Below are 25,061 nucleotides of genomic sequence, written 5' to 3' on the forward strand. Positions count from 1 at the left end.
GGGTCGGCCCGCGCATGGCACGCCATCCCGGGCCGACCAGACGCCATCACCTGATCAGCCGATGGCGTTGACCGTCCACCCAGCCCCGATCTGGAACCGGCTGCCGAGACGACCACTGCCGTTGCCGGGATAGACCCACAGATTGCCACTACCGTCGAGCGCGACCAGGTCGGTCCTGCCGTCACCACTCAGATCCATGGCCGCGACCTTGTAACTGCTCCAGCCGGTACCGGACTGCGTACGAGCGGCAAGAGCAACCCCGTTCTGGCTCGTGTTGGCGTAGAACCAGAGCTCACCAGACGTATCGATCGCCATGACATCCGCGCGGTCGTCACCGCTGAAGTCGGCGGGAAAGACGCGGAAACCGGTCCACCCACTGTTGCCGATCACCGTCTTGCCACCCCCATCGGGGTAGTAGTACAGCGCGCCGTTGCCGTTGTTGACGCCGAACAGGTCAGCGGCCGGCGTGCTGTTGGCGTTCCCGGCGGCGTGCACATAGTTGCCCCACCCGGTACCGATCTGCTTCCTCCCCCCAGAAACGAGTTGTCCGTTCCGGTTGGGATACATCCACAGATCGCCCTCAGAGTCCTTCATCACGACATCGGCCAGCCCATCGGCATCCCAGTCGGTGACGATCCATTTCAGCGCCCCCCACCCACTGCCGATCTTCACCCGATTGGCGCCGCTCACGGTGGACAGTCCCGTGCCGCCCTGGCTCGGATACATCCACAGGTCCCCGGCCGCGTCGGTGATGACGACGTCGTTACGCCCGTCCCCGTCGAAGTCGTGATCGTTCGGCGTGGGCGTGACCGACAGCCGGTTCCAGGTCTGGAGAGTGGACAGGACACCCTTGAAGTGGCCGCCGAGGCCGGCGGCGCCGGTCTTGTGGGCGCCCGCGCGCAGCGCGCCTGCGGCCTTCCACTTCACTGTGTGGCGGACGCTGGCGACGTTGCGCCCGTTGACCCAGAGGATCGCGACGCCGGTGGCGGCCTTGTACGTCACGCCGACCTGCGACCAGGCGCCCGCCGGAGCGCTGCCCGCGGGTGCGACGGCGGTGTCCCAGACGGGGGCGGCCACGTCGGACCGGCTCATGGCGAAGCGCCAGGCTCCGTTCTCGGCCCAGAGTTTGAACCCGGCGGTGTTGACGCCGTCCTGCGACAGGACAGTGCCGCCGGCGGCGGCGGGTTTGGCCCAGGCACTGAGGCTGAAGTCGGCGTCGGTGACGACGGCGGGGCCGCCGGCGGAGAGGGCCGCGGTGGTGCCGTTGAGCTCGACGGCCGGGCTGCGGGTGTCGCCAGTCTTCCAGGTCGCGCCGGCGGTGGCGGTCAGCGGGAGGCCTGCCCCGGTGAAGGCGCTGTCGGCAGTGGTGCCGACAGCTGCTCCCAGGGCGGCGTCGGCCAGGGTCCAGGTGTGGTCCGCGGTGCTGCTGGTGATGGCACTGACCCAGATCGCGAGGTCGTCGGCGCGGGCGGCGGTGACGGCGCCGCCGTTCCCGGTGGTGCCGGGGCAGCCGGCCTGGCCTGCCTGGCTGAGCACGGCGGCCAGCTTGCCGCCGTTGAGCACGGGCGCGCCGGCCATCCCGCTGCACACCAGCGGGCCGGCTTCGGCGGTCAGCGTCGTGGCGGTGGCGGCGGTGAAGGTGATCCGTGCGCTCTGCTGCCGGTCGGTGGTCCAGTCGGTGTCCGTCACGGCGGTGCGGCTGTGGCCGACGGCGACCAGCTCGACCCCGGTGGGAGCGGTGGCGGCCGGCGTCAGCGGGGTGATCCCGTCGATCGGGGCGGCCAGCCGGGCGAGGACGACGTCGCGGCCGGGACGCGGGCTGAGCCAGTCGACCTTGACGGCGGACTTGCCGGGGAACGCGACATGGGTCGCGGCGGACGGCGCGCCCTCGTCCAGCAGGGGCTGACTCGGATCGGTGGCCAGGCAGCTCGCGGCGCTCAGCGCCCAGCGTGGCGCGACGAGCGTCGCGGTGCACTCGCGGCCGGCGGTGCCGAGCTTGCCGACCGCCGCGTGCTCGCCGGTGCCCGGCGCGAGGCCGCTGCCGGCGCGTAGCTGCAGCAGCATGGTCGGGGACGCCTCCGGGTCCGCGCCGAGGCCCACCTGCGTGCTGCCGTCCGGGTCCACGTCGACGGTGTGCTGCTCGCCGTCGTCGTCGCGCAGCTTGGCGGTCACCTGGTGACCGGTGCCTTCACGCTGGCCGTCGCCGCGGATCTCGAACACGCCGGGGACTTCGAGGTTCAGTACGCCGCCGGACGCGGTGACCTTGAAGCAGACCCGGCCGATCCCGTCAGCGCCGATGGCCTCGTCCGTCGTCCAGATCTTCAGCAGTCCGATGTCGCCCTGCGCCGGCGTGGCGCAGTCGGCCAGCAGGATGTGGCCGTCGCCGGAGATCAGCCTGACGTTCTGAGCCGCCAGGATCTCCGCCGCGCCGGGGTAGGGGTGGACGCCGTCGTCCACCAGCGACGGCGGCGAGATCGCGGACGCGCCGGCCGGCGTCGTCCCGGCGGCTACGGATAAGGACGCTGCCAGCGCCGCGACGACGCCGAGCGTCATCCAGCGTGGTGCGGAAATCATGATCACAAACCTCCGGTGACTCCCTAGGCCCGTGCGATCCGCGGGTACGAAGCGAGGCTAGAGAGACGCGGTATGCAGGCGGTATATCCGCCTATTTTTGGGATTGCCCGGTATTTGAGCGTCGTGTGACACTCCGCCCGTGCTGAATGGATGGCGATCTTCAGCGCTCCCCGAGGTGCTCGAACGGTGACGGAGGCTGAACGTGCGTGCATGGACACCGGTCATGAAGGGACGAACACGCCCAGGTGCGACGCGCCGCCAGGTGGTGATCGCGGCGCTCGCGGCCCTGACGCTGCTGGCCGGTCTCCTGGGGGTGCCGCCGGCACATGCCGAGCAGGCGGTCGCCGCCGATCGCTCCCATGTGGTGACGGCCTGGCAGGAGGGCGGCCCGCAGGTCCGATTAGCGGCTGAGGCGGCGCTGCTGGGCTCGGACGAGCAGGTCAGCGCGTTCCTGACCGAAGGATGGCGCCAGGCCCAGCGTCTCGACCAGCGCGACAACGTCGCGAGCGTCATCAGCAGCGGCGGTCCCGCCTTACGCGCGAAGGCTCAGGCCGCCCTGGACGCCGACGCGGCAGGCGATCAGAACGCCATCGCCACGTTCCTGGAGAGCGGGTGGCAGGGCCCGTCGGACATCGACGTGCGGGTGTCGGTGAACCAGCTGATGAGCGCCGGTGGCGACCAGGTCAAGCAGGCGGCGCAGGCCGTACTGGACTCAGGGGACACTCAGGCGCTGCGGGAGTTCCTGGAGTCGGGCTGGCAGACGCAGTGGAACACCGACCAGCGGCTGCGCGTCAACCAGGCCATCGCCACCGGTGGCCCGCAAGTCCGCGCCGCGGGCCAGAAGGCACTGGACGCCGGTACGCCGGAGGCGCTGGAGGCGTTCCTCGCCTACGGCTGGGCGGTGGCGTCGGCGCGCGACGATGAGACCGCGACGCTGGAAGAGCTGCTCGGCCAGGCGCGGGCGGCCGGTGAGCTGGCCGCGCAGGAGACCGCCGGCGCCACCAGTGAGGCCGACCGCGCCAAGGACGCCGCAGCCGCGGCGCGCCGGTCGGCGGCGGAGGCCGCCAAGGCGACCGAGGCCGCGCGTGACAACATGGCCGAGGCGAAGGCGCAGGCCAAGCGGGCGGCGACGGCTGCGCAGAAGGCGGCCGAGGCGGCGCAGGTGGCCGTCGAGGCCGCGGCGGCGGCGAACCGGGCGGCGCGAGCCGCTGCCACCGCGGCGGCACGAGCGGCGCAGATGGCGTCGAAGGCCAACCAGAAAGCCGCCGTGGCTTATCGGGCGGCAGCCGAGGCGTCCGTGGACGCCGACAAGGCGGACATCGCACGGCAGGCGGCGCAGGCAGCCAACGCGGTCGCCCAGGAGGCGCGCGACTTCGCCGGCCACGTGGAAGCGGCGGCCAAGGCACTGGAGAACGGCCAGAAAGCCATCGAATCCGCCCAGTCCGCGGCCCAGCACGCCATGGCGGCAGCGGCCGCCAATGACGACGCCGTCCGGTACGCCAACGCGGCCGGCGCGGAAGCCCAGGAGGCGGTCGCCGCAGCGGCGCGGGCGCGGGCCAACGCCGACCGGGCCGTCCGGGCGGCGCGGGCGGCCGAGAACTATCTCCGGACCGCCATCACCGCCGCGTACAACGCGCGAAACGCCGCCAACCGGGCGGCAGCCAACGCTGAGGCCGCAGCCATCGCGGCCCTTGAAGCCGCGGAGCATGCCGGCGACGCCGCGAAGGCGGCGGAACGGGCCACTGCCCACGCCGACGCCGCCACCGATGCCGCGCAAGAAGCAGTGAACGTCGCGAGCCAGGCAGCCACGGTGTTCGAGGCGGCGCGCGTGGCTGATGCCGAGCGCTTGGCGGTGGCCCGCGATCAGGGGCTGGAAACCGCCCGGGCCGCGAACGCCGAGTACGAGGCGCAGCAACGCGTCGCCGACTGGGACGCCGACCAAGCCGCCAAACGCGACACCGAGACCAACAGCCTCATCGCCGTGGCGCTGAACCCGGCCGCCGAGCGTGCCACCGCGGTCACGGCGGCCCGCAAGGTCGCGCTCAACCTGGCCGGCGGCCAAGGCGCCTGGACCAAGCAGGCGGCACTGGCCGCGCTGGGCGGCGCCGACGAACTCGCGCTGGAGTTCGTCCGCACCGGCCTCGCCGGCGCCACTGCACAGGACAACCGCCTCGCGGTGATGAACCTGGCGGTGACCGACAACACCGCCCTGGAGACAGCGGCCAAGACCGCGCTGGCCGGCAGCGACCAGACGGTCGCGACCTTCCTGCGCACCCAGAGCTATCCCGGCCGCTACAGCGCGGACCGGACGAAGGTCAACCAGATCCTCGCCGCTGCCCGGACGGCCGGCGACGTCGTCCTGGCGCAGCGGGCCCAGCAAGCCCTCGACACCGACACGCTCCAGGCGCTGCGGGACTTCCTCGACACGGGCCAGTACACCGCGGCGCTCATCGGTGAGCGGGTGCTGGTCAACCAGATCCTGGCCAGCCCGGACAGCGGGCCGGAGGTGAAGGCCGCCGCGCAGATCGCCTTGGACGGACCCCCTCCGGGTCTGCGGAAGTTCCTCAGCACCGGGCGGTTCACCGCAGCCGAGCGGGATCACGAAAGCGCGATCCACCTCGATGTGGTCGCCGGTCTGCTCAAATCGATCAGCCAGGTCGCCGAGACGGCCGTGGAAGACGCGCTGAAAGCGCAGAGCGTCGCCGCCAGTGCCCGCAACGAGGCCACGAACGCCGCCTTCTACGCCAAGGAGGCAATCGCCTCGGCGCAACGGGCCTCCGACTACGCCCGCGAGGCTCACGGCTACGCCGACCAAGCCGCCGCCTCGGTGGAGAAGGCCGCGACCGCGGTCAAGACCGCCCGCGAGGCGGCCACCCGGGCCACAGCCTCAGCTCGCAGCGCCATCCGGTCGGCCACCTGGGCGCTCTCCTCCCACCGGGTCGCCGTCGACGCCGCCAACAGGGCCAACCAGGCGGCCCGCGCCGCCTACGAGGCGGCCATGCGAGCAGACGACGACGCCCGGGCTGCCATCACGGCGGCCAACGGCGCTCTCGAAGCCTACGAATATGCCTACGGCACGGAACTCGCCAAATGCGTCAACGATTACACCGACGAAGACGCCGCCGAGTGGGACCCGTTTCTGCACAATACCGACTGGGCTGCCATCTGCGTCGAGAACATCAACGGAGACGTGGCGGACATAGCCACGCGGGCGTACATCAACTCCGGCTTCTGCGACCTGTACCCGCGAGACAGCCAGCTCTACGGAAACTGCATCAGCTCCACGTTGGACCCTTCATTCGAAGGAATGCAGAAACTCGTCTTCGTCTACCAGACGGTCGTGGGACAACTGGCCCCTAGTTTCGCCTGGTATGCGATGACCATCGGCGCCGGCTGTCTCGCCACCTGGCATGGCGCCTGCCTCGAAGCGGCCGGCGCCGTGCTCACCATCGGCCAGGTCGGCCTCGAAGTTCACCGCCTCATCAACGGCGACCAATCGCTGGCCAAGACGGTGCTCAACCTCAGCACGATCGCTCTCGAATCGCTGGTGGCCGCAGGGATCGGCAAGCTGCTCGGCGCCGGCTTCCGCGCGCTGAAGAACGCCTACAAGGCCGCCAGGCTGGGCTCGAGTGCCGTCTCGCAGGTCAAAGCGGGACTGAACTGGGTCAAGCAGGTCAAGCTCCTCCCGGATGTCTGGCGCTGGACCAGCAGCAACTTCTCATCCCCCAGGAACACCGCCTTCTTCTGGTCCGGCCGCACCGAGCTGAGGCCTGCCAGCGGATCAGATCCTGGCGAGTATCTGTACATGGGGCCCGAACAGCTCGGTGATGACGTCGCGAAGCAACTGGGCGGCACCACGCTCGAGATCCTCATGAAGAACCGCGGAATCAAGCCGGTGCCATGGGACGACGACAACAGTCTCGTGAAAAGGGCATGGAAGCAGGTGTCCTATGCCTATGCCAGTGCAGCCTCCGGCGAGGTCAGGGTGGTGCTCGGGACAAGCGTCAAGACGGATGGCGTGTGGGCGACCACGGAATGCGACGCCCTTTTCGCCAATTCGAACGTCACCCGGGTGGTCGCGCTTGTGATGACCTCGGCGACAGAATGGGTGCAGAGAGTGCTCTCGGCAGCGGACTGCAGTAAATTCCGCGCGGGGAGCTGGTCGGCTGGATTGTCGGTTCGGCTTGCGTGAGAAGCGTTGATTCCTGGCGAGCACATCGCCGGGATCCGCTGTCTTGAGTCGCACGGAACGGGTGAGTACGAGACGACCGTGCTGGCGCCCGATCCCGTTCGCGGGGTCGGGCCCGAACTGTGCACCTGCGCGGTCTCGGACGGCTGTGGTGGTCCGGCATCGGCTCCGCCGCGGCCGACGTTGACCGGCGCTGGCAGACCTTGGCGTGTATGCGCGACCTGCGACGAATGGCCACGCGGGGCGGCTCACGGCTACATGACCCATGAAACGCAAAAAGGCCCTGAAGGGCCTCTACGATAGGTCGCGCTTGCGAGGCCATACTGCCGAGGTGCTTGCCGTTCGCATCGGAAGGCAGAGCGATGGAACGCGAGTGGTCGTGTCGGGAAGCAGCGACGGGACCGTACGTGTATGGGATCTCGACTCCGGCAGGCTGATCGGAAAGCCACTGTGGTCAAAAGGATCTCGTCATGTCGGTAGCGCTTGGACGCAGTTGTGACGGGACACGCGTGATCGTGTCGTCGAGCGGGACAAGACCATACGCGTGTGGAATCAGGACACCGGCAGGCTGCTCCGCGTTCTGCGTGGTCCCACCGATTCAGTGTGGACGGTGGCCGTCGGCCGGCGCCGCGACGGCGCCGAAGCCATTCTTTCCAGCGGCTACGACGCTTCCGTCAGGTCGTGAGGGCTCGGCCCGTGCTAGACGGCCCTTCCCACGGACGCGGCATCCCATCGGCATACGCGCGCGACATGCGTACGTTGCCGCGACAAGGCCCTGACGATCACCCCTCTGGAGTCCGGGGCCTCATTCATCCCTGACGAGGGCGCCATGCGGGTGCGCGACTTCGTGATGCCGGGGCGTCGTATCGGGTTCAGACGGAGGGGACGGGACTGCCGAAGCGAGTTCTCCGACACCCGTGACACGCCGCCCCGGGGCCCATTACGGAAGCGCCCATTTCCCATTCACGGTGCACCCCATTGTTATTTTGCGGTGATAAAGCTCTGCCAGGATTCTTCAGCCAAGATCATTGAGAGGAATCCTGTGAGACTGTTGACTAAGGCCGGGCACCGGATCGGTGCGCTGGTGGCCGTTGTGGCCTTGGCTTCCGGTGCGTTCACCTCGGGTGCACAGGCCGCCCCGAAATCGATAGTTTTCGGCGCCGCTTACGCGTCGCCGAAAACACATACGGGCGCCTGCCCGGTGACCGTGACGCTGTCCACCACGGTGAAGGTGAAGGCGCCGGTCGCGCTGAAGTACCAGTGGACCTTCAGCGACGGCGACAAGAGCAAGATCAGGACGTACCGGATCGGCGGCAAGGGCGTCAAGACCATCCGGCTGTCCACGTCACTCAAGGTCAGTGGTGATGCCAAGGGCTGGGGTGCCGTCCGAGTGGCCGGCCCGGCGCAGAAGACGTCCAAGAAGGCCTCGTTCACCGTCACCTGCGACAGCGGCGACGAGAACAGCGGCGACGTCTGGGACAGCGTGAACACCTCCCTCGACTACGTCGACGCCGACTCCACGCCGACGCCCACCTCGAGCCCAAGCCCGACCTCGAGCCCGGCCTCGAGCCCGTCGCCGACTCCGACCGGGACCGAGACCCCGCTTCCGAACCTGGTACAGAAGGCCCGTATCGCCTTCGAGCGCACCACCACGTCGAAGTGCCCGCTGACCTTCAAGCTCCATGGCCGCCTGGAAGGGATCCCCGCGGGCGCGCAGTCGATCCAGTACCGCCTCGTCGGCGCCAAGGACTGGAAGACGCTCAACGTCCCGGCCGACCACGGCCCCGTCCACAACGCCGTGCTGGAGACGCTGAGCTGGGACCAGGAGTCGACCACGTACTCGGTGCAAATCGAGTTCAACCAGGCGAGCAAGCTCAAGACGAACATCATCTACTACTTCGAGTGCGCAGGCCCGAAGGGCAGCACGCAGATCGGCGTCGCCGCCGACGACATCAAGCGCGACGCCGGGGGCAGCGGCCCCATCGCCGAACTGGTGGCCGACGCCATGCTGGAATCGGTCCAGCCCGTGTCCGGCGCGCAGATCGCGCTGGTCAGCAAGTACGCGGTCCGCGCGCCGAAGGCCGAGATCAAGAAGGGCCCCGTCACGTACGAGCAGCTGTATCTCACGCAGCCGGCCGGGCTCCACGTCGACACCTGGTCCATGAACGGCTCCCAGCTCAAGTGGCTGCTGGGGCACGCCACCAAGGAGAAGGGCGTGCTGACGCCGTCCGCCGGGCTGCGCTACACGCTGACGGACGGCAAGGTCACGGAGATCACGCTGAACGGCGCGCCGGTGGTCGACACGCAGGTCATCAAGGTCGCCGCGAACTACATCCTGGCCGGCGGCTGGGAGGGATTCCCACAGTGGAAGTGGCCCAACAACAGCGTGGCCCACAACGGGCCCGATGACCGGGGGGCGCTGGCGTCGTACTTCGGCGACCACTCGCCGGTCAGCGCTCCCGAGGGAGACCGCGTCACGGTCCGGAGTTGGGCTCCTTAGCGAGCGTGCCGCTTCCGGGCGGAGGGCGTTCAGTCCAGTGAGACGGCGGGTGCACTGCTCGTGACCCCGTCGCCTCACTGGCCTCCGAGCAGAACCTGGTTCTTCTGTCCCGTGAAGTTGGGGACGCGGCCGGCGGGCGGCTGGCTGCCCGCGGTGGTGTCCGCAGTGACGGTTGTACAGCTGCAGCCAGGCCTGCAGGACGGCGCGGCGTTCGGCTTCCGAGTCAAACAGCCGGGCGTAGGCCCACTCGTCGGTCAAAGTACCGCGCCCCAAGCGGGGAACGGTAGCAGCAACTACCGTCGAAAGCCGACCCAGCGGATCACCCCACCTGCGCGGGGGGATCCGGTCCGTACAGTGAGCTCTTTCCAACCTGGCGGTCCAAGTCAGCATGGCTTCACAAGGAGCGGTGGCGGATGAGAGGAGGCTCCCGATAAGACAGCAGTCGACCAAGATCCGATGCCCCAACCGGGAGCCTCGTTGCTGTCTTACCCTGCCTCGATTCCGCTGTCCAACCACACCCTGATCCGCCTGGCCCAGCTCATCCGCACCCGGCGAGCCGAGCGCCGCTCCCGGTGGCGAAAGTTGGACCCGGCCCAGCAAGCCCTGCTGGTCCTGGCCCACCTGCGCAATGGCGACACCTATGCCCGCCTGGCCGCCGGCTTCGCCATCGGCACCACCACGGCCTGGCGCTACGTCCGCGAAGCCGTCGACCTTCTGGCCGCCCTGGCCGACGACGTGCACGCCGCCGTGGCGCGAGCGTCGCGGCTGGCCTACGCCATCCTGGACGGCACCCTCATCCCCATCGACCGCCTCGCCGACGAACGCCCGTACTACAGCGGTAAGCACAGGCAGCACGGCATGAACGTGCAGTTGCTGGCCGATCCCCTCGGGCGGCTGGTGTGGGCCTCACCCGCGCTGCCGGGTGCCACCCACGACGTGACCGCCGCTCGCACGGTCGGCCTGATCGACGCCTTGACCAGCGCCGGCGTGACCACCTTCGCAGACAAGGGCTACCAAGGCGCCCGCGGCACAATCCGCACGCCATTCAAGCGGCACCGCCACCGCCCCTGGTTGTCGCGCGGACAGCGGGACGTCAACCGCGCTCACGCCCGAATCCGGGCCATCGGCGAACGTGCCGTCGCGACCTTGAAGGCGTGGAAGGTCCTGACCCGACTGCGTTGCTGTCCGCATCGTGCGACCGCGCTCGTGCAGGCGACCTCGTGCTGCAACTCGTCGAGGAGGGCCGCTACTCAGGATGAAAAGGGCTCAGTGTCAAACGGCGCGCCCGATCGCCCTCCTCATGCACGTGGGGGTGATCCGTCGCGGAAGGCGTCGAGCGGCATCTCCGTGGCGTCCTCCCCACGCACGTGGGGTGCTCCGCCGGACCTCAGTTCCGACCGGCCGTACGCCCGTCCCACGCCTGGAAGTGAGCCGGCTGGCTGTTCACCTCGTGCCACGCTCCAGCGAGTCGCAGGCCAAGATCCAATGGGCCTCAAATGGGAACGCATTGGGAGCGATCAACCGTAGTCGGCCAGTGTCGGCCGTAGACAGCCGGACACAAGCGAGAGGCCCGTCACCGCGTTTCCGCTGGTGACGGGCCTCTTCCCGCTGGTGTGGCAGGTCCAAGGTTCGAACTTGCGTAGGCTGAGCCGACGGTTTTACAGTCCCGTCGCAACAGCGCTCCGACCTGCATACTCTCCGTATGCTAGGCCAAAGTGGCCGCACATTGGCCGCGATCAACGAGGCCGATCAGCGCATCGTACGGCGAGACCGAAGTTCGCTGTAAGCAAGCAGGCCTCAGCATCGAGCCTTCGTAGAGACGTGCATTGGCCTGCTGGTATTCAGGATGTCAGCGCAGATCTTTAGTTGAGGTGAATCCTCGTTAAGAAGTACCTGAGGATACTGGCTTTCCCTTTTTTGGTGAGCGCTCTGCATACTCGTCAGACCAAAGATCAACCCGATCCAGATCATGCCGCCCAGTATTAGCGCGGCCATGATCGAGATTGCGCGGCCGGTACGCCCGGACCTCTGCACAACGAGTCGCAGCGTCACTCCAGCCTCTTTGGCCAAAGTAGTCTTCCACGGATCGTACGTCCTAGTACTCATCAGGAGTGTCCTTTCGTTCGCTCTCCTCCCTCAATGACACTGCTTCTTGTAGGACACTGCCGCAAGATGTCACCAGTTGTCCGCGAATGTCTCGTTGGCGACTCTTGTAGTCGCGCCAGCGACTAAAGATCACAGTTCGTACTGCCCGTAGTCTTCTTGTTGTCTCTTCGATCCGGGTGTATCAATATCATGAGAACACGTGACACAGTCGGCACGGTGCAGGTGATGCCCAGCACTTCTTCACGCCCTTCCTGCACTGGAGGACATAGTGGCCAATCAGCGCAAGGATATTACTAATCATCCTTTGACTCACATAAGGCAGGAGCGGGGCTGGACTTATCAAGATCTCGTCAATGCGGTCGCCGAAGAGGCGAAAAGAATGGGCGTCCGCAACATGGCCGCCAGGCGCGAGAAGGCGTGGCGTTGGGAGACTTGGGGCGTTGAGCCCGATCTTGAGACCCAGTATGCTTTAGCGTCCGTTCTAGGTGTTTCTCAAAACGATGTCCGCAGGCTCGAATGGCCAACCTGGATCCCTACCGGCATGCAGGTCCGGACTGACACTCCTTGGAATCAGGCAGGTGCCATCCACACTCTTGAGAAGGAACTGGAGGACGTTATGCTTGATCGGCGTGGCTTTATGATCATCGCTGGGTCCACTGTTTCTGCCATCGCCTATTCTTGGACCTCGATCGAGCCAGAAAGGGTTGCCGCCGCTCTAAACGGTCGAGTGATCGACGAAGAAATAGTCACATGGATTGAGAATCGCATACCTAGTCTTCGCCGTATGGACGACAAGCTCGGTGGCGCGAAGCTTCGCGACCTTGTCGGCGCGGAGCTGCACCTAGTGTCGGAGTTGCTCGCAAACGGGACATACACTTCTCGCGTCGGCCGGCGGTTATTCGACGCGGCAGGCGAGTTAGGTCAACTTGCCGGGTGGGTATCCTTCGACACCGGATTAAATGCTGCCGCCCAAAGGTATTATTTGGCGGCACTACGAGCCGCGCATGCAGCAGACAACCGCCCCCTGGCGGCGAACATTGTAGCTTGCATGAGTTTCCAGTCGGTGATCGTGGGTGATCCACGAGACGGAGTGACGCTCGCACAAAGTGCTGTCAGCGCAGGAGGACGATCAGCCACCCCACGAGTTCGTTCGTTTCTGGCGACGAGAGAGGCGTCTGCATATGCGAGAGCCGGGGACGCGGCCGCATGCCAACGGGCTCTGTCGCGAGCCGACGCCGAACTCGACAGAGCCGACAAGGTCGACAAGGCCGACGATCCTGCCTGGATCTATTACTTCGATGAAGCAGAACTCATCGCGCAAGCAGGAGCTTGCTATCTCAATCTTGACATGCTAAAGAAAGCAGACTCCGAACTTGAGATCGCCCTGGCGAACCAAGACCCTTCCTATGTACGGGACAGAATTCTGTACCAAACAAGGCGAGCCACGACACAATTCCGGCTCGGTAATCTCGACCACGCATGTACGCTGGCCACGGAGGCTGCAGCTCTTACAAGGAAAGCCAGGTCACGCAGAAGCACCCAAGCAGTACGAGACTTCCGGCTGCTCCTTGCCAGCGCCGAAACTGAGCCATTGGTGCGCGAACTGGACTCATATATCGCCGCACTCGGGTGATCAATAAGGTTTATCTAGCACAGCAACTCCATGTTCACGATATGCCAAGAACCCCAATAAAGGGTCACCAGGGAAGCAGGACGCGATCTCCATAGAATCCACCGGTAGGACCATTTTCCGGTAGCGTCGCAAGCCAGACAGGAGTATCGGCGCCTTGCTCTACAGTACGCGGGGCATTTGGGCCGCCCAGGCGTGTCCGAACCCATCCAGGAGAAGCCGCATTGACCAGAATTCCGGTTCCTTGCACTTCTGATGCCAGCACCCGAGTCAGAGCATTAAGCGCAACTTTGGATATACGGTAAGCAGGCTCTTGCCATTGATCCATGGTCGCCATTGAGGCAAGCCTGCTACTGATATTTACTATTCTCCCGTAGCCGTTTGCCTTCATATGCGGAATCACTTCTCTCGCACACATCCAGGCGCCTAGAAGATTTACATTGAGAACCATCGAGGCCGCATCAAGATCTACGGTTGATGGCCGCTGCCAACCGTCACTGATACCTGCATTGTTGATCAGAACATCGATACGGCCGTAGTCGGAGACGATTTGCTTTACGACGATCTGTATCTGCTCAGGGCGAGTTACATCGAGGACCTTCGCCGATACCATGAGCCCCGCGAACATGTCTTCCTGAGTAGCCTCCTCACCTGCCGCAAGTGTGCGTGCTCCAATTATAACCCGCATTCCGAGAGTAGCTAGTTGACGTGCGATCTCCTGCCCTAGACCGCGATTTCCGCCAGTCACCAGGGCAATTCGTGTAGTGCTGGAGACCATCACTCACCCCACTTGACATGCTTCGACTCCAGAGCGCTTAGCGTACTGGACGAAGGCGTAGTTGTTGTACGACTAGTGTAAGCAAGGCGTGACGATACGCCTACAGGCAACGTGACTGAGCACGGGCAGATACAGGAGATCCGGTCGAGCCCTCATATAGATGATCTCGATGCGATCTCAGGCATGGGTTTCTCTGGGACCCGTCGACGTTCGCATGCCGCGGTCCTGGCAAGATCGTGGCCGACCAGACCATCGTCCCCGGCGGAAGTCGACAGGATGACATCGCTTGCTGCTCGCGCAGCCGAACTGTTCGGCCCCCATAGCCTCCAACCCGGCTGTCTCCTGCCTGACCGACCGACCTGCTCCGCGACGAGGCCAAGTTTTCCGAGCCGAGTGCGCCGCGGTACCGAGGTCAGACCGACGTGTTCGCAACCACGTCGCCGATTCCCAAAACGACCCCGAGCAACTTCTAGCCGCTTAATGTGCCCTCAGACTCGCACAATCCGCAGAATGGACGCTTCGGCGCGTTCATGCAGGCCGAGAGGGTCGTAGGATCAGTCGTGAAATGGTTGTAACCAATCAGCAGTTTGCCGCAGTATTCCGCAAGGCAGCACTCGCTGAGGATCAATCGCCGAGCGTCACTTCCTTGACGATCAACTCCACGCAGTCCCCGCGAAGGATCTTCCGGTGCTTTCGCGGCCCCGGCGCTATCTCGAACACGGGCACTCCCTCCGGCATCCCGCCGAACTCCCGCAACTCTGCAGGTGTAGCAAGCTCTCGGCGCTCATCCGGCGTCGGCATGCGCGTGATCACTCGTGCCGCAGGCGGAACAATGAACGGCTTGCGCGTCGGCTCAACAGACACCATCGATCCCCGCTTGCGAACCGTGGTGATTCGTCCCTCGGCGCGGAGGTGGGCCAGGGCGTCGCGTACGGTGTCGCGACCGACCTCGTACATCTGTGAAAGCTGCGACTCCGAGGGCAGCCATGCTCCGGGCCGGTAGCGGCCGGCCGTGATGTCGTCGCGGATCGCAGCGGCGACTTGCCGGTAGACCGGCACCCCAGAGCTGTAGTCGATCACGGCACACAAGTGTCACGCGGCCATATTGCCATGAGCCTTGTGGCCATGAGGCCCCAGCGTTAACGTGGCCAAACACCTCCTCGCGAGGATTTTCAGTGGACCAATTATCCCAAATGGTGACGGAGGACGCAATCGGACATGACTACACAGGTTGAATGCGTAGTGTCTTAGCCTCGTGACGGATCGCTTCGGGTGAGGTACGACCGGAGCATGCGGTATAGGCAAAGGGGTGGGTACACGCCCGCGGAGCAGGAGCGGCGGGAGCGTGTACGGCTGCAGGTGGCTGAGTGGTTCGAGGCCGGGGAGTCAACCAGAGCGATCGCGGCGCGGTTACGGGTGCACGAGCGGTCGGTGACGCACTGGCGCAAGGCCTGGAGCGAAGGCGGTGGCGCAGAGGCGCTGTTGTCGAAGGGGCCGGTCTCAAGGGAGAAACTGTCGGCCGAGCAGTGGCAGCGGCTGGATGTCGAGCTCAAGCGGGGGCCGCTGGCCTGGGGCTACGTCGAGGATCAGTGCTGGACGCTGGGCCGGGTCAAGACGCTGATCGGGCGGTTGTTTCACATCGGCTACACCATCGAGGGGGTGGGCAAGCTGCTGCATCGGCATGGCTGGTCGGTGCAGGTGCCGGCCCGGCGGGCGATCGAGCGGGACGAGGAGGCCATCGCGCTATGGAAGGCCGAGGTGTGGCCGGCGGCAAAACCACCGCGGCGGACCTGGGTGCCTACCTCTGCTTCGAAGACGAGGCCGGGCAGGGACTGAGGCCGCCGAAAGGACGCACCTGGGCGCCGGTCGGCACCCGGCCGGTGGTGACGGTCCGCGGCCGAGGCTCCGGCCGCGTCAACATGGCCGGCGTCGTCTGCTTCCGCGACGGTGAACGGCCGCATCTGTTCTACAAGCTGCACGTCTACCACGGCCGCAAGGGCGAGCCGAAGACGTTCTCCTGGCTCGACTACCGGGACTTGATCGTGGCCACCCACCAGCAGTTGGGTGCACCCTTGGTGTGGTGCTGGGACAACCTCAACGTGCACCTGGACGGCCAGCTGGCCGAGTTCGCCGCCGAGCACGCCGACTGGCTGCGCATCGTCCGGCTCCCCACCTACGCGCCCGAGCTGAACCCGGCCGAGGGCGTGTGGTCACTGCTCCGCCGTTCCCTGGCCAACTTCGCCGTCACCGACCTAACCGGCCTCGCGCGGATCATCAAACGCAAGCTGAAGAAGATCCAGTACCGTCCTCACCTGCTCACCGGCTGCCTGACCCAGACCGGGCTCACCCTCGACACCCGGACAAAACCATGACCGACTCTACGAATTTAATCTGTGTACCGCCCTCGAAGCTCAGCCCAGTCATGGTCTGCGTGGCGCGTTCAGGCGGTACTACGTCCGGAGCGACACCGCCGGCAGGTGGGACGCACGGCCACTCCCCAAGCTCACCAGCGACGAAATCGCCTACGGCATCCTCCTGGAGCTGGTCGCCGACTCGCCCCTGCAGCTCGCCTACAGATGCACGTGGCAGCGCAGCCGCCGCAACGTCCACCGCTACCTCCAGAAGTACGCCGAGAGGAGCGCGACCCTTGAGTCAGCCTCCTGAAGTGCCAGGAGTGCGGTGGGAGCCGTACCAGCGTCCGCCCAAGGACTGCATCCGGATCACGGAGACCTCGTGCTGTGCCGCTTACGAGTGGGCCGCTCAAGGCGGGCACTTCCTCATCCTGCGCCCCACGTACGAACCCGGCCGCTACGAGGAAACGGCCAGAGGCCGGTCTCGACAAGCGCGGGAGGTCTGGGCGGCGCTACTTGCAGCTCATGACCTGCGCCACCAGAACGAGGAAGCCGCTCGTGCCGCCACCGAGCGGAAGGAGCGCACCCGTGGATCTCGCGGTAAGCGAGCTGCATGATTCACGTCGGCGGCCCTGCGGCGTCCTGACCATCACCACCACTGATCACAATCTGCGGCTTTCTGCGGCATAGCGCGGGGTCGTTGGCAGTGCTCACCTGAGCCACGCGTGGGCAGGCTCGAACGCCTCCAGCGGGTTCTGCGGATAGCGCGGCGGTACAGCCAAGATCGCTGCTCACCAAGACGAGGAACAACCTGGTGTCACCTCGCGTCCGACACGCTGGTGATGGGAAAGGGTTAGGGGGACGTGAGGCCGCGAAACTCCGCCGGTCACGCGTGCCCGCCCTACCCTAGAGACACTGTGCCTCGGCGAGGGAGCGCGATGAGCAAGGCGACGGATGCCCCTACCTACGTTCGGATAGCTGAGGACATCCGCAGCCGCATCACGCAAGGCGACCCCCCGGCCGGCGCCATGCTTCCCTCCGAGGCCGCTCTCGCCCGCACATACGGCGTGGCCAGGGGAACGGTACGCCAGGCGGTCGCCGAGCTGGAGCGGTCCGGGCTGGTAGCCAGCGAGGCCGGCCGCGGTCGTCGCGTGATGGGCGGCGATCCGGCCGCGGCCAACCGCGCAGCCGCCACACAGTACGAGACGATCGCCGAGACGCTCCGCAAGCGCATCACCAGCGGCGATCTCGTGGCCGGCCAGCAGCTGCCAGGCGAGGCCGCCATCGCCGAGGAGTTCGCGGTGTCGAAGGGCACGGCCCGACAGGCGCTGCAGATGTTGGCCGGCGAACGGCTGATCGCGGCCATCCACGGCAAAGGGTGGTTTGTAGGCGGCCCTGAGCACGCGCAGACCCGCGCCGACGTGGTCGCTGATGAGTTCCGGAAGGACATAGACACGGGCAAGCTCGCCGTCGGGTCCGTCCTGCCTGGAGAGAATGCACTCGCCCAAGAGCACGGCGTCGGGCGCATCACCATCCGACGCGCCTTCGCGCTCCTGGAGGCGGAAGGAGTCATCGAGAAGAGGCCCGGCAAGGGCCGCGTCGTCAAATCACGATCCAAAGGTGGGGCCTTGCCCCCGAGGTGTGGACACCTTGAGTACCGGATGATGGAGATCCGGAGACAAGGAGTTCCACGTGGCGATGAAGTCGTATCCGCCGGAGTTCAAGGCGGACGCCGTCGCGTTGTACCTGTCTGATCCGGCGCGGACGTACGCGTCGGTGGCCCGGGACTTGGGCATCAACCGCGAGACGCTGCGTCTGTGGGTGAAGGAGGCCCGTGTGAACGGCACGGCTGGGGCGAAGAAGGCGGCCCCGGCCAAGCGGCCGATGGCTGGCCCGCTATCGTCCGACGACGTGCTGGAAGAGGAGAACAAGCAGCTCAAGGCCCGGATTCGGGAGCTGGAGCTGGAGCGCGACATTCTGCGCCGGGCGGCCAAATATTTCGCCGGAGAGACGAACTGGTGAGCCGCTTCGCGTTCGTTGACGACCATCGCGACGCCTTCGGCGTCAAGCGGCTGTGCCGGGTGTTGAGGGTGTCCCGCTCGGGGTTCTACCGGTGGCTCAAGGCCGTGCCGGACCGGGCGGCGCGGGCCGCGGCCGATGCCGCGCTGGCGGAAGAGATCAGGCAGATCCACGGCGAGTTCGACGGCACCTACGGCAGTCCTCGGGTCACCGCCGAGCTGCGGGCCCGGGGCCGCCGGGTCAACCACAAGCGGGTCGCGCGGGTGATGCGCCGCTGCGGCATCGTCGGGCTGCACCTGCGCAAGAAGGTGCGCACCACGGTGCCCGAGCCGTCGCATCAGAAGGTGCCGGACCTGATTCGGCGGGACTTCACCGCCGAGGCGCCGAACCGGCGCTATGTCGGAGATATCACGTACCTGCCCGTCGGGCAGGGCCGGTTCCTGTATCTGGCGACCGTGCTGGACCTGGGCTCCCGCCGGCTGGCGGGCTGGTCGATCGCTGATCACATGCGCACCGAGCTGGTGAGCGACGCGCTGCGGGCCGCCGCCGCGACACGGGGCAGCCTGGACGGCGCGATCTTTCACTCCGATCACGGGGCCCAGTACACCTCGGCCGGGTTCGCCGCCGTCTGCGCCGAGCTCGGGGTGCGCCAATCCATGGGAGCCGTCGGGTCCAGCGCCGACAACGCCGCGGCGGAGGCGTTCAACGCCAGCCTCAAACGCGAGACGCTGCAGGGCGCCAAGCGCTGGTCCTCAGCCCGTGAGGCCCGCCTGACCGTCTTCAAGTGGATCACCCGCTACAACACCCAAAGGAGACACTCCACCCTCGGTTACCTCAGCCCGAATGACTACGAGCAGCAGACCATCGATAGGGTGCTGCTCGCCGCATAACGACCGGTGTCCACACTTCGGGGCGAGCCCCCACCCTTCGTGAGGCATTGTGCCTGCTGGTGGGCAAGGTTGCCGGGTCTATGCTCTCGTCATCCAGCTCGGCAGCGATTTCAGGAAACCAGCTCTCTAGGGAATTGGAATCGTCAATCACATACCCCGCGCAGACGAGGCAGGCATCGCCTTGCAGCGACCGCTCCTTTATAACAGCACTGAAGCGGTGCGTCACCTTGCGCCACTGACCTGTGGCGGGAACAACCGCCCAGGTGTAACACTCCCACTCGACGAGATCATGCGAGGCGAACGCGATCTCTTTCGGGGGCAGGGCTCCTCGATATTGCTCAGCCAGTGCAGGGATATCGGCAAGCGAGAGCGGGTGCCGGCACTGTGGACATGCAGTCCCCGCCTGCACGCGGTCCTTCGGCCATGCTGGCCACGACGGGTGACCCTGGTTCAACGGACATAGCCAGCGGAAGGGTGACGCCTCTCCCCTTCTGCCCTGGTGACTCGCCAGCACCTGATGTGGAGTGCCGGGATTTGCTGGATGCCACTGCGCGGCCACCTCCGGGATATCTGCGACTGTAACCGAGCCCCTGCCGGGCGGCCTGGCCTTCCACTGTTCCTGCACCACGACCTTATGATGGTTCCAATAGGCGATGATCTCGTCCCGCCGCTGTCGAGCACTGGCGACTTGCGCCGCTACACGCCGACGGCGCTGAGCCGAGATGTCGTCCCAGAACAGGCGCATCTCCTGAAGCATCCGCAGTCGATCCTTGTGAGATGCACCAGTGGTCAAGGGCGAGGGCCTGGGCGGCCACGATTCTGCCAAGGATCTTCTCCGAGCCAACGCTCACTTCGAGGACTGAGCCATTGTCAGCCATCCTGAGCCGGAGCGTCCAGAATCGTCAGCTATGGAAGCCAGCCAACTACCGGAGGGCTCAGCACGGCAAGAGCAGCTGCTGAACCTGGGCAGCAGACGATCATTCAGGCTGACCCTGCGCACGGATCGTGATCCAGATGATCAACGGCAAGGCTGTGGACGGATCACTGGCTCCGGCGCCTCCGGACGGCACCCCCATGCTTCGGAAAGTTGGCCGCGTATTGGCCGTGGAGAACCGTAGGGCACCGGTGATCACCGTGGACAGCCGGACACAACGCGAGAGGCCCGTCACCGCGTTTCCGCTGGTGACGGGCCTCTTCCCGCTGGTGTGGCAGGTGCAAGGTTCGAACTTGCGTAGGCTGAGCCGACGGTTTTACAGGGCGCCACCCGTTCTGATGCCCGACAGCCGCTGACCTGCGGTGCAGCCGTGCGGCGAACGGCCTACCTCAGAGATCATTCCGCGCATTCTCCGGATCATGGGAGACGGCATCTCTCCTGCTGATTCGGGGGCCTCGACATGGAGCTGGACCGCAACAACCCCATTCAAAGAGCCGTGCTGAGGAACGAAGCACGGATCGTCGATCGCCCCCAGCAATCTACGACGGCCAGCCATGCAGTGGCGATCGTAGGGCTGCACCTGTGCGGCGGCGTGGCAACCCCCGGTCGGAGCGTTCGGTCCGTACGGCGGGTCGGCGTGCAGTGGCCGGCCCGGTGCCCCGCCGCCGTCCGGGACCGGCCCCCAGGCCGCACGCCCGGACGGCGGGCGGGCGGAGGGCCGGGGTACGGCGGCGCGCCGCGCCGCTTGATTCCTATAAGGTCATTTCGGCAAAGCTGATGTATCAAAGGCAGCGGGTGGATCTGCCTCACGCGTGAATGCCTTATTTCATACGATGATGACGGCAAGTTGCTTGCGGATATTACACAGCCACACGGAGACATTGCCAGGCGTATGCATAATCACGCGCTATAAACGCAACGGGGCATCTAGCCCATATTGGCCTCCTAAGCACAAGTGCAGCTAGGTCATATGCTAGCTATCCTCCATCAGCACCTCTCGCGCGTGCGCTCGTTCCTCTTCTCCAGGCGCCTGATCATCATCTAGGTCGTTTTCAGTGAAGGCGGCGCGCCATTCAGAATCGGATCCCGAGAGCTCTGTTGCCTCCCCGCTTTCTAGCACGGGAACAAGGACAACAGAGAGCGAATCTTCTCGTCGAACACGATTTAGACGATCACTTGCTGCACGTTCTACTGCTCGCAGATACTTAACGGCCGCTGAACCGAGCTCATCGCCAACGATGCTATCTATGGATTCTCCGTTGGCTTCCACTTTCTTGATCTCGTTCACCCTTGCCGAGAACTCCTTTATGGATCGCAGAAGTTCCTCATCTACTCCCTGCGACAATGACAGTAGTTCGGCCCTCTTCGCAAGAAGGACGAAGAGGGAGTAGAAGTCCGATTTGTTTCGGAATCGAGTTCGCCGCAGCTGGCTGGCGACGGGCTCCAGAATAGACAGTACGCGTCCGAACCGTCGCTCTACGTCTTCTATTACTCCGACAGGGACACCCTGTCGCTCGTATGTAAGGAATAGCTCATCCAAACCTTCTTTTTTGTTTGGATAGGCCCTAGAGACAACCGCGTATGCAATTTCCGCAATGAACTCGTCGTTCCTTCTGCGGAGAATATCCTTCGCCGAGAAAACTCCCAGCTCTTGCAAAACGCTTGCTTGAGCAGCCGATTCCACGAGCCGCATAAAGGGACCATTGTATGCGGCGTGCCTCAACTCTTGCGGCTCCAAAGGCTCGACGGTCTTGTTGAGCCTACGGAAGATCTCACGAAGAACCGAGTCTTCAACGTTTGGCAGTTTACGGGCGATCAACTCATAGCTTCGGAACTTGCGGCGCAGATCTTCGCTGAGTTCTGAAAACACTCGATTTTTCCATCGAGGATCGAGTTCATCATCCCCAATTAGTCGCAGTCGGTCGTCGATGAAATTGATGCACGCCGAAAGCCGCTGTTGCCCATCAACGATGATCGTACGTTCATCACCTTCCGCCGAAGTCTCCGTCTGCACGTAGATCTCCGGAACTGGTAGGCCACGCAGTATTGAGTCAACCAGGAAGCTCTGCTGTTCTACATTCCACACCAAATTCCGCTGAAATGGCGGACGCAGAATTAGCACGTCATCAAAGTGTTGCTTGTAGAAATGATTGATCGTCAGGTTCGATGGCGTCGAGGCTAGCTGGGTGTCGAAGATCGGTGTAGTGTCAGGCATTATTCAGCATTCCTCTTCTGCATTTAACCATTCCATCAGATACGTAGTTGCGCAAGCTCCAATAGTCCCGATATATCCACAGACCGAGAGTTACCTCTCGATCAAGTAAGCGACATACGTGTTCCTCGATACGCACAAGCGCAGGACTCCATTCCGACCCGAAGGACAAAGCCGGAAGCAGCTTATTTGCAAGAATAGCTCCGTCGAAGAAACGCTTCTTCTGCCATTTGATATTTTCTTTGACGATCGTGTCCATGTAGTCAACTGTGGGCTGCGACGCTTTACGTAAATCCCGCCATGCTGTTTCGAAATAGACTTCAGAAATGACTGCGATATCAATGTCCGAATCGGAGTCATATTTCTTTAGCCCATCGGCAGATCGCTTTGCAGGATTGAGTGAAAGCCCAATTGCCCCTGACCCGATACAAAAAATACCGTTACGGTCAACGTCCAACTCCAGGGCAATCACGGCAGCAGTTGATCGAAACCCATCAGGAACATCTTTGAAAGCATATGGGTCGCCCCGAAGAAAGTGATCGTCAATCCACTCAAGCACAGCATCACATCGCAGAATATCCTCCTCTGACGGATAATCCACGATGCCGCTCCTGATCTCTCTCTATGCAAACAGATCAGGAAGTATAGTAGAGCGTCCATCCAGGATGGAAGGAATCAGGCTAACTTGTCGATTAAGATTGGCTAGACTGCTGCGGTATTGCCTACGATCTATCTGGCCTAGTCGAGTAGGTCGGGCTGCCGGTTCGCGAGAGCGCGACGCGCGGTAACGAACCTCTCGTGAAATTCACCGGCAAGTGCTTCTCGCCGGTAGCGTTGCCGTAGGACACGATCAAGGTCTCCCGCGCGGTTGACGAGGTCGGTGAGGGAGCGTCGATCGATGTCGAATGCGGTCATGCCTGCTTCCACTGCAGCATCGAGATCGCCACGTCGAGCGTTGATGACGCCGAGGTCTATGTGGGCGTCCGCGACTCGCATGGGAGCGTTAGAGGTGCCGTCTGGGCGGGTGTGCATCTGGATCGTTTCGCGGGCGTGTTCTTCGGCGCGGTCGTCGTCGGCGAGCCAGGTGTAGCAGGTGGCGGCGTAGAAGACCCACTTGGCGTGGTCGAAGACGAAGTGGTGGTCGGGGTGGTCCGGCATGGGCAGGCTGCCGAGGACTTCGGCTCCGCGGGTGAGGGCGCGGTCGGCTTCGCGGCGGTCGCCGATGCGGGCCAGGCCGCGTGCTTCTTGGAGGGTGAGTTGGACCATGGCGCTGCTGGTGCCGGCGACGGCTTGGCCCATGCGGGCGGAGGTGACGACGTCTTCGTAGCGGCCTTCGACGAGGGCGAACCAGGCTGACATTTCGTGTGCCCAGCCCATGAGTTCGCCGTGTCCGACCTGGCGGCCCATTTCGAACGCTGCGCGTCGGGCCGTTTCGGCCTCTTCCCTCTCGCCTAGGTCGTAGTGGACGCAGCCCAGCAGAGCGGTAAGCCAGCCGGTGGTCACGAGCAGTTCGCGGTGCTGGTCCAGGGTGAGGCGTCCGGCGAGCAGGTGGTTGATCTGCGCCAGTCTCTTTTGCGTTCGGTCTCGTAGGGTGCTCGCGGGCACGACGGGGTAGGCGCGGCACAGGAGATCGACGGCCTCGGCAAGGGCCTCCAGGGTTCCAGTCCCGACGTCAGATGCCTGAAGCTGCTGGGCGAGTTCCATGGTTCCGTACAGGTCGGCCTCGGCTCGGAGGGCGTCGGCCGGGATGACGTGGGCCTCGATGAGGCGGCTTTCGTTCTGCTTCCCCTGGGAGAATCCGAGATCTTCCGGTTCTTTCCCGGTGAGTTGAGTCAGCGCGAGTCGGTATTCGGTGCGTGGCCATTTGACTTCGCCTGCTTCCCAGCGCCGGATTCGCTCCTCGTCGCAGGTCAGCCTTTGCGCGAGTCCGATGGGAGTGGTGTTGATCTTTTCTGCCATCTGGGCGCGGTTGAGGTTCTCCTGGTTGCGCCAGGCACGTAGGCGCACGTTGGGGACGTAGTCGGGCATCTTCGGGTCTTCCTCCCGGCTGGGGGCTCGAAAGGGGAAATGAGGGGGGCCGTTCAGGGGTCCTGCTCAGACTCGGTTGCCGGTGGACTTGTCATCAAGCAACCACGGTACGTCACGCGGCCTCCCGCCACAGGGAACGCCGGATGAACGAGGAGATGGCGACGGTGATCCGGCCAGACGAGACAAGCAAGACGTCGCCGTGCCCCGGCTGCCGGGGACGCGGGAACAAGCTGCGCGACTCGCGCCGTGCGCTCCTCATCGGCGACTGCGATCCAGATCAGAGCCCTAGTGAGGAGCGAGAGTGTCTCGACTGCCTCGGAGGCGGCCAGGCCGAAGGGAACGGGAAATGAACTCGATCATGCAGGCGGTGGCGAACGGCTTCCCGTCGAACCAGGAAGAGGGCGACATGCTCGTCCGGCTGCGCGACCAGCTCACGAACCTCGGTGTCAACGCCGAACTGCGGGACAACAACACCGCGCTCATGGTGCACAAGCGGGAGCCGGGGATGCCGGTGTGGGTGTTCGTCGGGTTCGGCGGGGCCTACTACTCCTGGCAGTGCGCCGAGCAGCGGCACCCGATCAGCGATCCAGAGGGTGCGGCGAAGCTCCTGGCTGAGTACATCGCCAGGTGATGACCGGCGCGGCGAGACAAGCGCGCTCCCGGCCGGAGGGGGTAGGGATCGCCGCCGCCTTGTCTCGCCGCGCCTCTCCCGGCAGGCAGTTGCAGTGGGGACTCCGTGGCGTTCTTCCCCGCCCGGTCACTGCGTTGCCTGCCGGGCCTTCTCTGTGTCCAGGCCCCGCTTGCGCCAACTACGTGGACAGGCAAGGGCTCGCCGGATATTCTCAAACTT

The 25,061-nt window shown here is 64.9% G+C and carries 16 protein-coding genes and 1 pseudogene; 10 read left to right on the plus strand and 7 right to left on the minus strand.

Going from position 1 to position 25,061, the window contains the following annotated elements; genetic code table 11:
- Positions 1–54 precede the first annotated feature (54 nt).
- On the minus strand, positions 55–2,574 hold the full coding sequence (locus ABD331_RS47520) for an FG-GAP-like repeat-containing protein (RefSeq protein ID WP_344491116.1): 2,520 nt from the start codon (positions 2,572–2,574) through the stop codon (positions 55–57).
- Between the two features lie 223 nt (positions 2,575–2,797).
- On the opposite strand from ABD331_RS47520, the gene ABD331_RS47525 reads away from it, so the two are divergent.
- The 5 genes and pseudogenes from ABD331_RS47525 (at position 2,798) to ABD331_RS47545 (ending at position 13,002) form a co-directional block, all read left to right on the plus strand.
- Positions 2,798–6,766 (plus strand): hypothetical protein, encoded by a 3,969-nt coding sequence (locus tag ABD331_RS47525; protein WP_344491119.1) that lies wholly within the window; start codon positions 2,798–2,800, stop codon positions 6,764–6,766.
- Positions 6,767–7,028: 262 nt separating this feature from the next.
- Positions 7,029–7,262: a hypothetical protein gene (locus ABD331_RS61150; RefSeq protein ID WP_425566230.1), complete on the plus strand. Its 234-nt coding sequence runs from the start codon at positions 7,029–7,031 to the stop codon at positions 7,260–7,262.
- A gap of 702 nt (positions 7,263–7,964) precedes the next feature.
- Positions 7,965–9,263: a 5'-nucleotidase gene (locus tag ABD331_RS47530; protein WP_344491122.1), complete on the plus strand. Its 1,299-nt coding sequence runs from the start codon at positions 7,965–7,967 to the stop codon at positions 9,261–9,263.
- Between the two features lie 477 nt (positions 9,264–9,740).
- Positions 9,741–10,522, plus strand: a pseudogene (locus ABD331_RS47540) (transposase family protein).
- 1,115 nt (positions 10,523–11,637) lie between these two features.
- Complete coding sequence (locus ABD331_RS47545) at positions 11,638–13,002, plus strand: NsdA family TPR-like regulatory protein (protein WP_344491125.1); 1,365 nt, start codon at positions 11,638–11,640, stop codon at positions 13,000–13,002.
- A gap of 64 nt (positions 13,003–13,066) precedes the next feature.
- Here the strand turns inward: ABD331_RS47545 and ABD331_RS47550 are convergent, their stop codons facing one another.
- A complete protein-coding gene (locus ABD331_RS47550) occupies positions 13,067–13,777 on the minus strand; it encodes an SDR family oxidoreductase (RefSeq protein ID WP_344491221.1) in 711 nt (236 codons plus the stop codon).
- Between the two features lie 624 nt (positions 13,778–14,401).
- Positions 14,402–14,857 (minus strand): GntR family transcriptional regulator, encoded by a 456-nt coding sequence (locus ABD331_RS47555; protein ID WP_344491128.1) that lies wholly within the window; start codon positions 14,855–14,857, stop codon positions 14,402–14,404.
- A gap of 210 nt (positions 14,858–15,067) precedes the next feature.
- Between ABD331_RS47555 and ABD331_RS47560 the strand changes: the two genes are divergently transcribed.
- The 4 genes from ABD331_RS47560 to ABD331_RS47575 all read left to right on the plus strand — a co-directional run bounded on the left by ABD331_RS47560 (position 15,068) and on the right by ABD331_RS47575 (position 19,037).
- Positions 15,068–15,613: a winged helix-turn-helix domain-containing protein gene (locus ABD331_RS47560; RefSeq protein ID WP_344491131.1), complete on the plus strand. Its 546-nt coding sequence runs from the start codon at positions 15,068–15,070 to the stop codon at positions 15,611–15,613.
- Complete coding sequence (locus tag ABD331_RS47565; protein ID WP_344491134.1) at positions 15,523–16,149, plus strand: transposase; 627 nt, start codon at positions 15,523–15,525, stop codon at positions 16,147–16,149. Before ABD331_RS47560 ends, ABD331_RS47565 begins: the two co-directional genes overlap by 91 nt.
- Positions 16,150–17,066: 917 nt before the next feature.
- Positions 17,067–17,882, plus strand: a complete 816-nt coding sequence (locus ABD331_RS47570; RefSeq protein ID WP_344491138.1) for a GntR family transcriptional regulator — start codon at positions 17,067–17,069, stop codon at positions 17,880–17,882.
- Positions 17,821–19,037, plus strand: a protein-coding gene (locus ABD331_RS47575; RefSeq protein ID WP_425566231.1) for an IS3 family transposase whose coding sequence is annotated in 2 segments (ribosomal slippage) — positions 17,821–18,130 and positions 18,130–19,037 — 1,218 coding nt in all. Because the reading frame shifts where the segments join, the coding sequence is not laid out codon by codon here. Before ABD331_RS47570 ends, ABD331_RS47575 begins: the two co-directional genes overlap by 62 nt.
- Here the strand turns inward: ABD331_RS47575 and ABD331_RS47580 are convergent.
- The 4 genes from ABD331_RS47580 to ABD331_RS47595 form a co-directional block, all read right to left on the minus strand.
- A complete protein-coding gene (locus ABD331_RS47580) occupies positions 18,982–19,794 on the minus strand; it encodes a zinc-ribbon domain-containing protein (RefSeq protein ID WP_344491144.1) in 813 nt (270 codons plus the stop codon). The two genes, ABD331_RS47575 and ABD331_RS47580, sit on opposite strands and share 56 nt — an antisense overlap.
- 1,150 nt (positions 19,795–20,944) lie before the next feature.
- Positions 20,945–22,186 (minus strand): GmrSD restriction endonuclease domain-containing protein, encoded by a 1,242-nt coding sequence (locus tag ABD331_RS47585; protein ID WP_344491147.1) that lies wholly within the window; start codon positions 22,184–22,186, stop codon positions 20,945–20,947.
- Complete coding sequence (locus ABD331_RS47590) at positions 22,179–22,784, minus strand: hypothetical protein (RefSeq protein WP_344491150.1); 606 nt, start codon at positions 22,782–22,784, stop codon at positions 22,179–22,181. Before ABD331_RS47590 ends, ABD331_RS47585 begins: the two co-directional genes overlap by 8 nt.
- A 137-nt stretch (positions 22,785–22,921) precedes the next feature.
- A complete protein-coding gene (locus tag ABD331_RS47595; protein ID WP_344491153.1) occupies positions 22,922–24,211 on the minus strand; it encodes an NsdA family TPR-like regulatory protein in 1,290 nt (429 codons plus the stop codon).
- A 346-nt stretch (positions 24,212–24,557) separates the two neighbouring features.
- On the opposite strand from ABD331_RS47595, the gene ABD331_RS47600 reads away from it, so the two are divergent.
- Positions 24,558–24,842, plus strand: a complete 285-nt coding sequence (locus ABD331_RS47600; protein ID WP_344491155.1) for a hypothetical protein — start codon at positions 24,558–24,560, stop codon at positions 24,840–24,842.
- Positions 24,843–25,061 lie beyond the last annotated feature (219 nt).

Source organism: Nonomuraea monospora, assembly GCF_039531895.1.
In the GTDB taxonomy this organism is placed as follows: domain Bacteria; phylum Actinomycetota; class Actinomycetes; order Streptosporangiales; family Streptosporangiaceae; genus Nonomuraea; species Nonomuraea monospora.

Coding starts and splice junctions, on each gene's coding strand:
- ABD331_RS47520 (WP_344491116.1), bottom strand. CDS start 2,574: ATGATTTCCGCACCACGCTGGATGACGCTCGGCGTCGTCGCGGCGCTG.
- ABD331_RS47525 (WP_344491119.1), top strand. CDS start 2,798: ATGAAGGGACGAACACGCCCAGGTGCGACGCGCCGCCAGGTGGTGATC.
- ABD331_RS61150 (WP_425566230.1), top strand. CDS start 7,029: ATGAAACGCAAAAAGGCCCTGAAGGGCCTCTACGATAGGTCGCGCTTG.
- ABD331_RS47550 (WP_344491221.1), bottom strand. CDS start 13,777: ATGGTCTCCAGCACTACACGAATTGCCCTGGTGACTGGCGGAAATCGC.
- ABD331_RS47560 (WP_344491131.1), top strand. CDS start 15,068: ATGCGGTATAGGCAAAGGGGTGGGTACACGCCCGCGGAGCAGGAGCGG.
- ABD331_RS47565 (WP_344491134.1), top strand. CDS start 15,523: ATGGAAGGCCGAGGTGTGGCCGGCGGCAAAACCACCGCGGCGGACCTG.
- ABD331_RS47570 (WP_344491138.1), top strand. CDS start 17,067: ATGAGCAAGGCGACGGATGCCCCTACCTACGTTCGGATAGCTGAGGAC.
- ABD331_RS47580 (WP_344491144.1), bottom strand. CDS start 19,794: ATGCTTCAGGAGATGCGCCTGTTCTGGGACGACATCTCGGCTCAGCGC.
- ABD331_RS47585 (WP_344491147.1), bottom strand. CDS start 22,186: ATGCCTGACACTACACCGATCTTCGACACCCAGCTAGCCTCGACGCCA.
- ABD331_RS47595 (WP_344491153.1), bottom strand. CDS start 24,211: ATGCCCGACTACGTCCCCAACGTGCGCCTACGTGCCTGGCGCAACCAG.
- ABD331_RS47600 (WP_344491155.1), top strand. CDS start 24,558: ATGAACTCGATCATGCAGGCGGTGGCGAACGGCTTCCCGTCGAACCAG.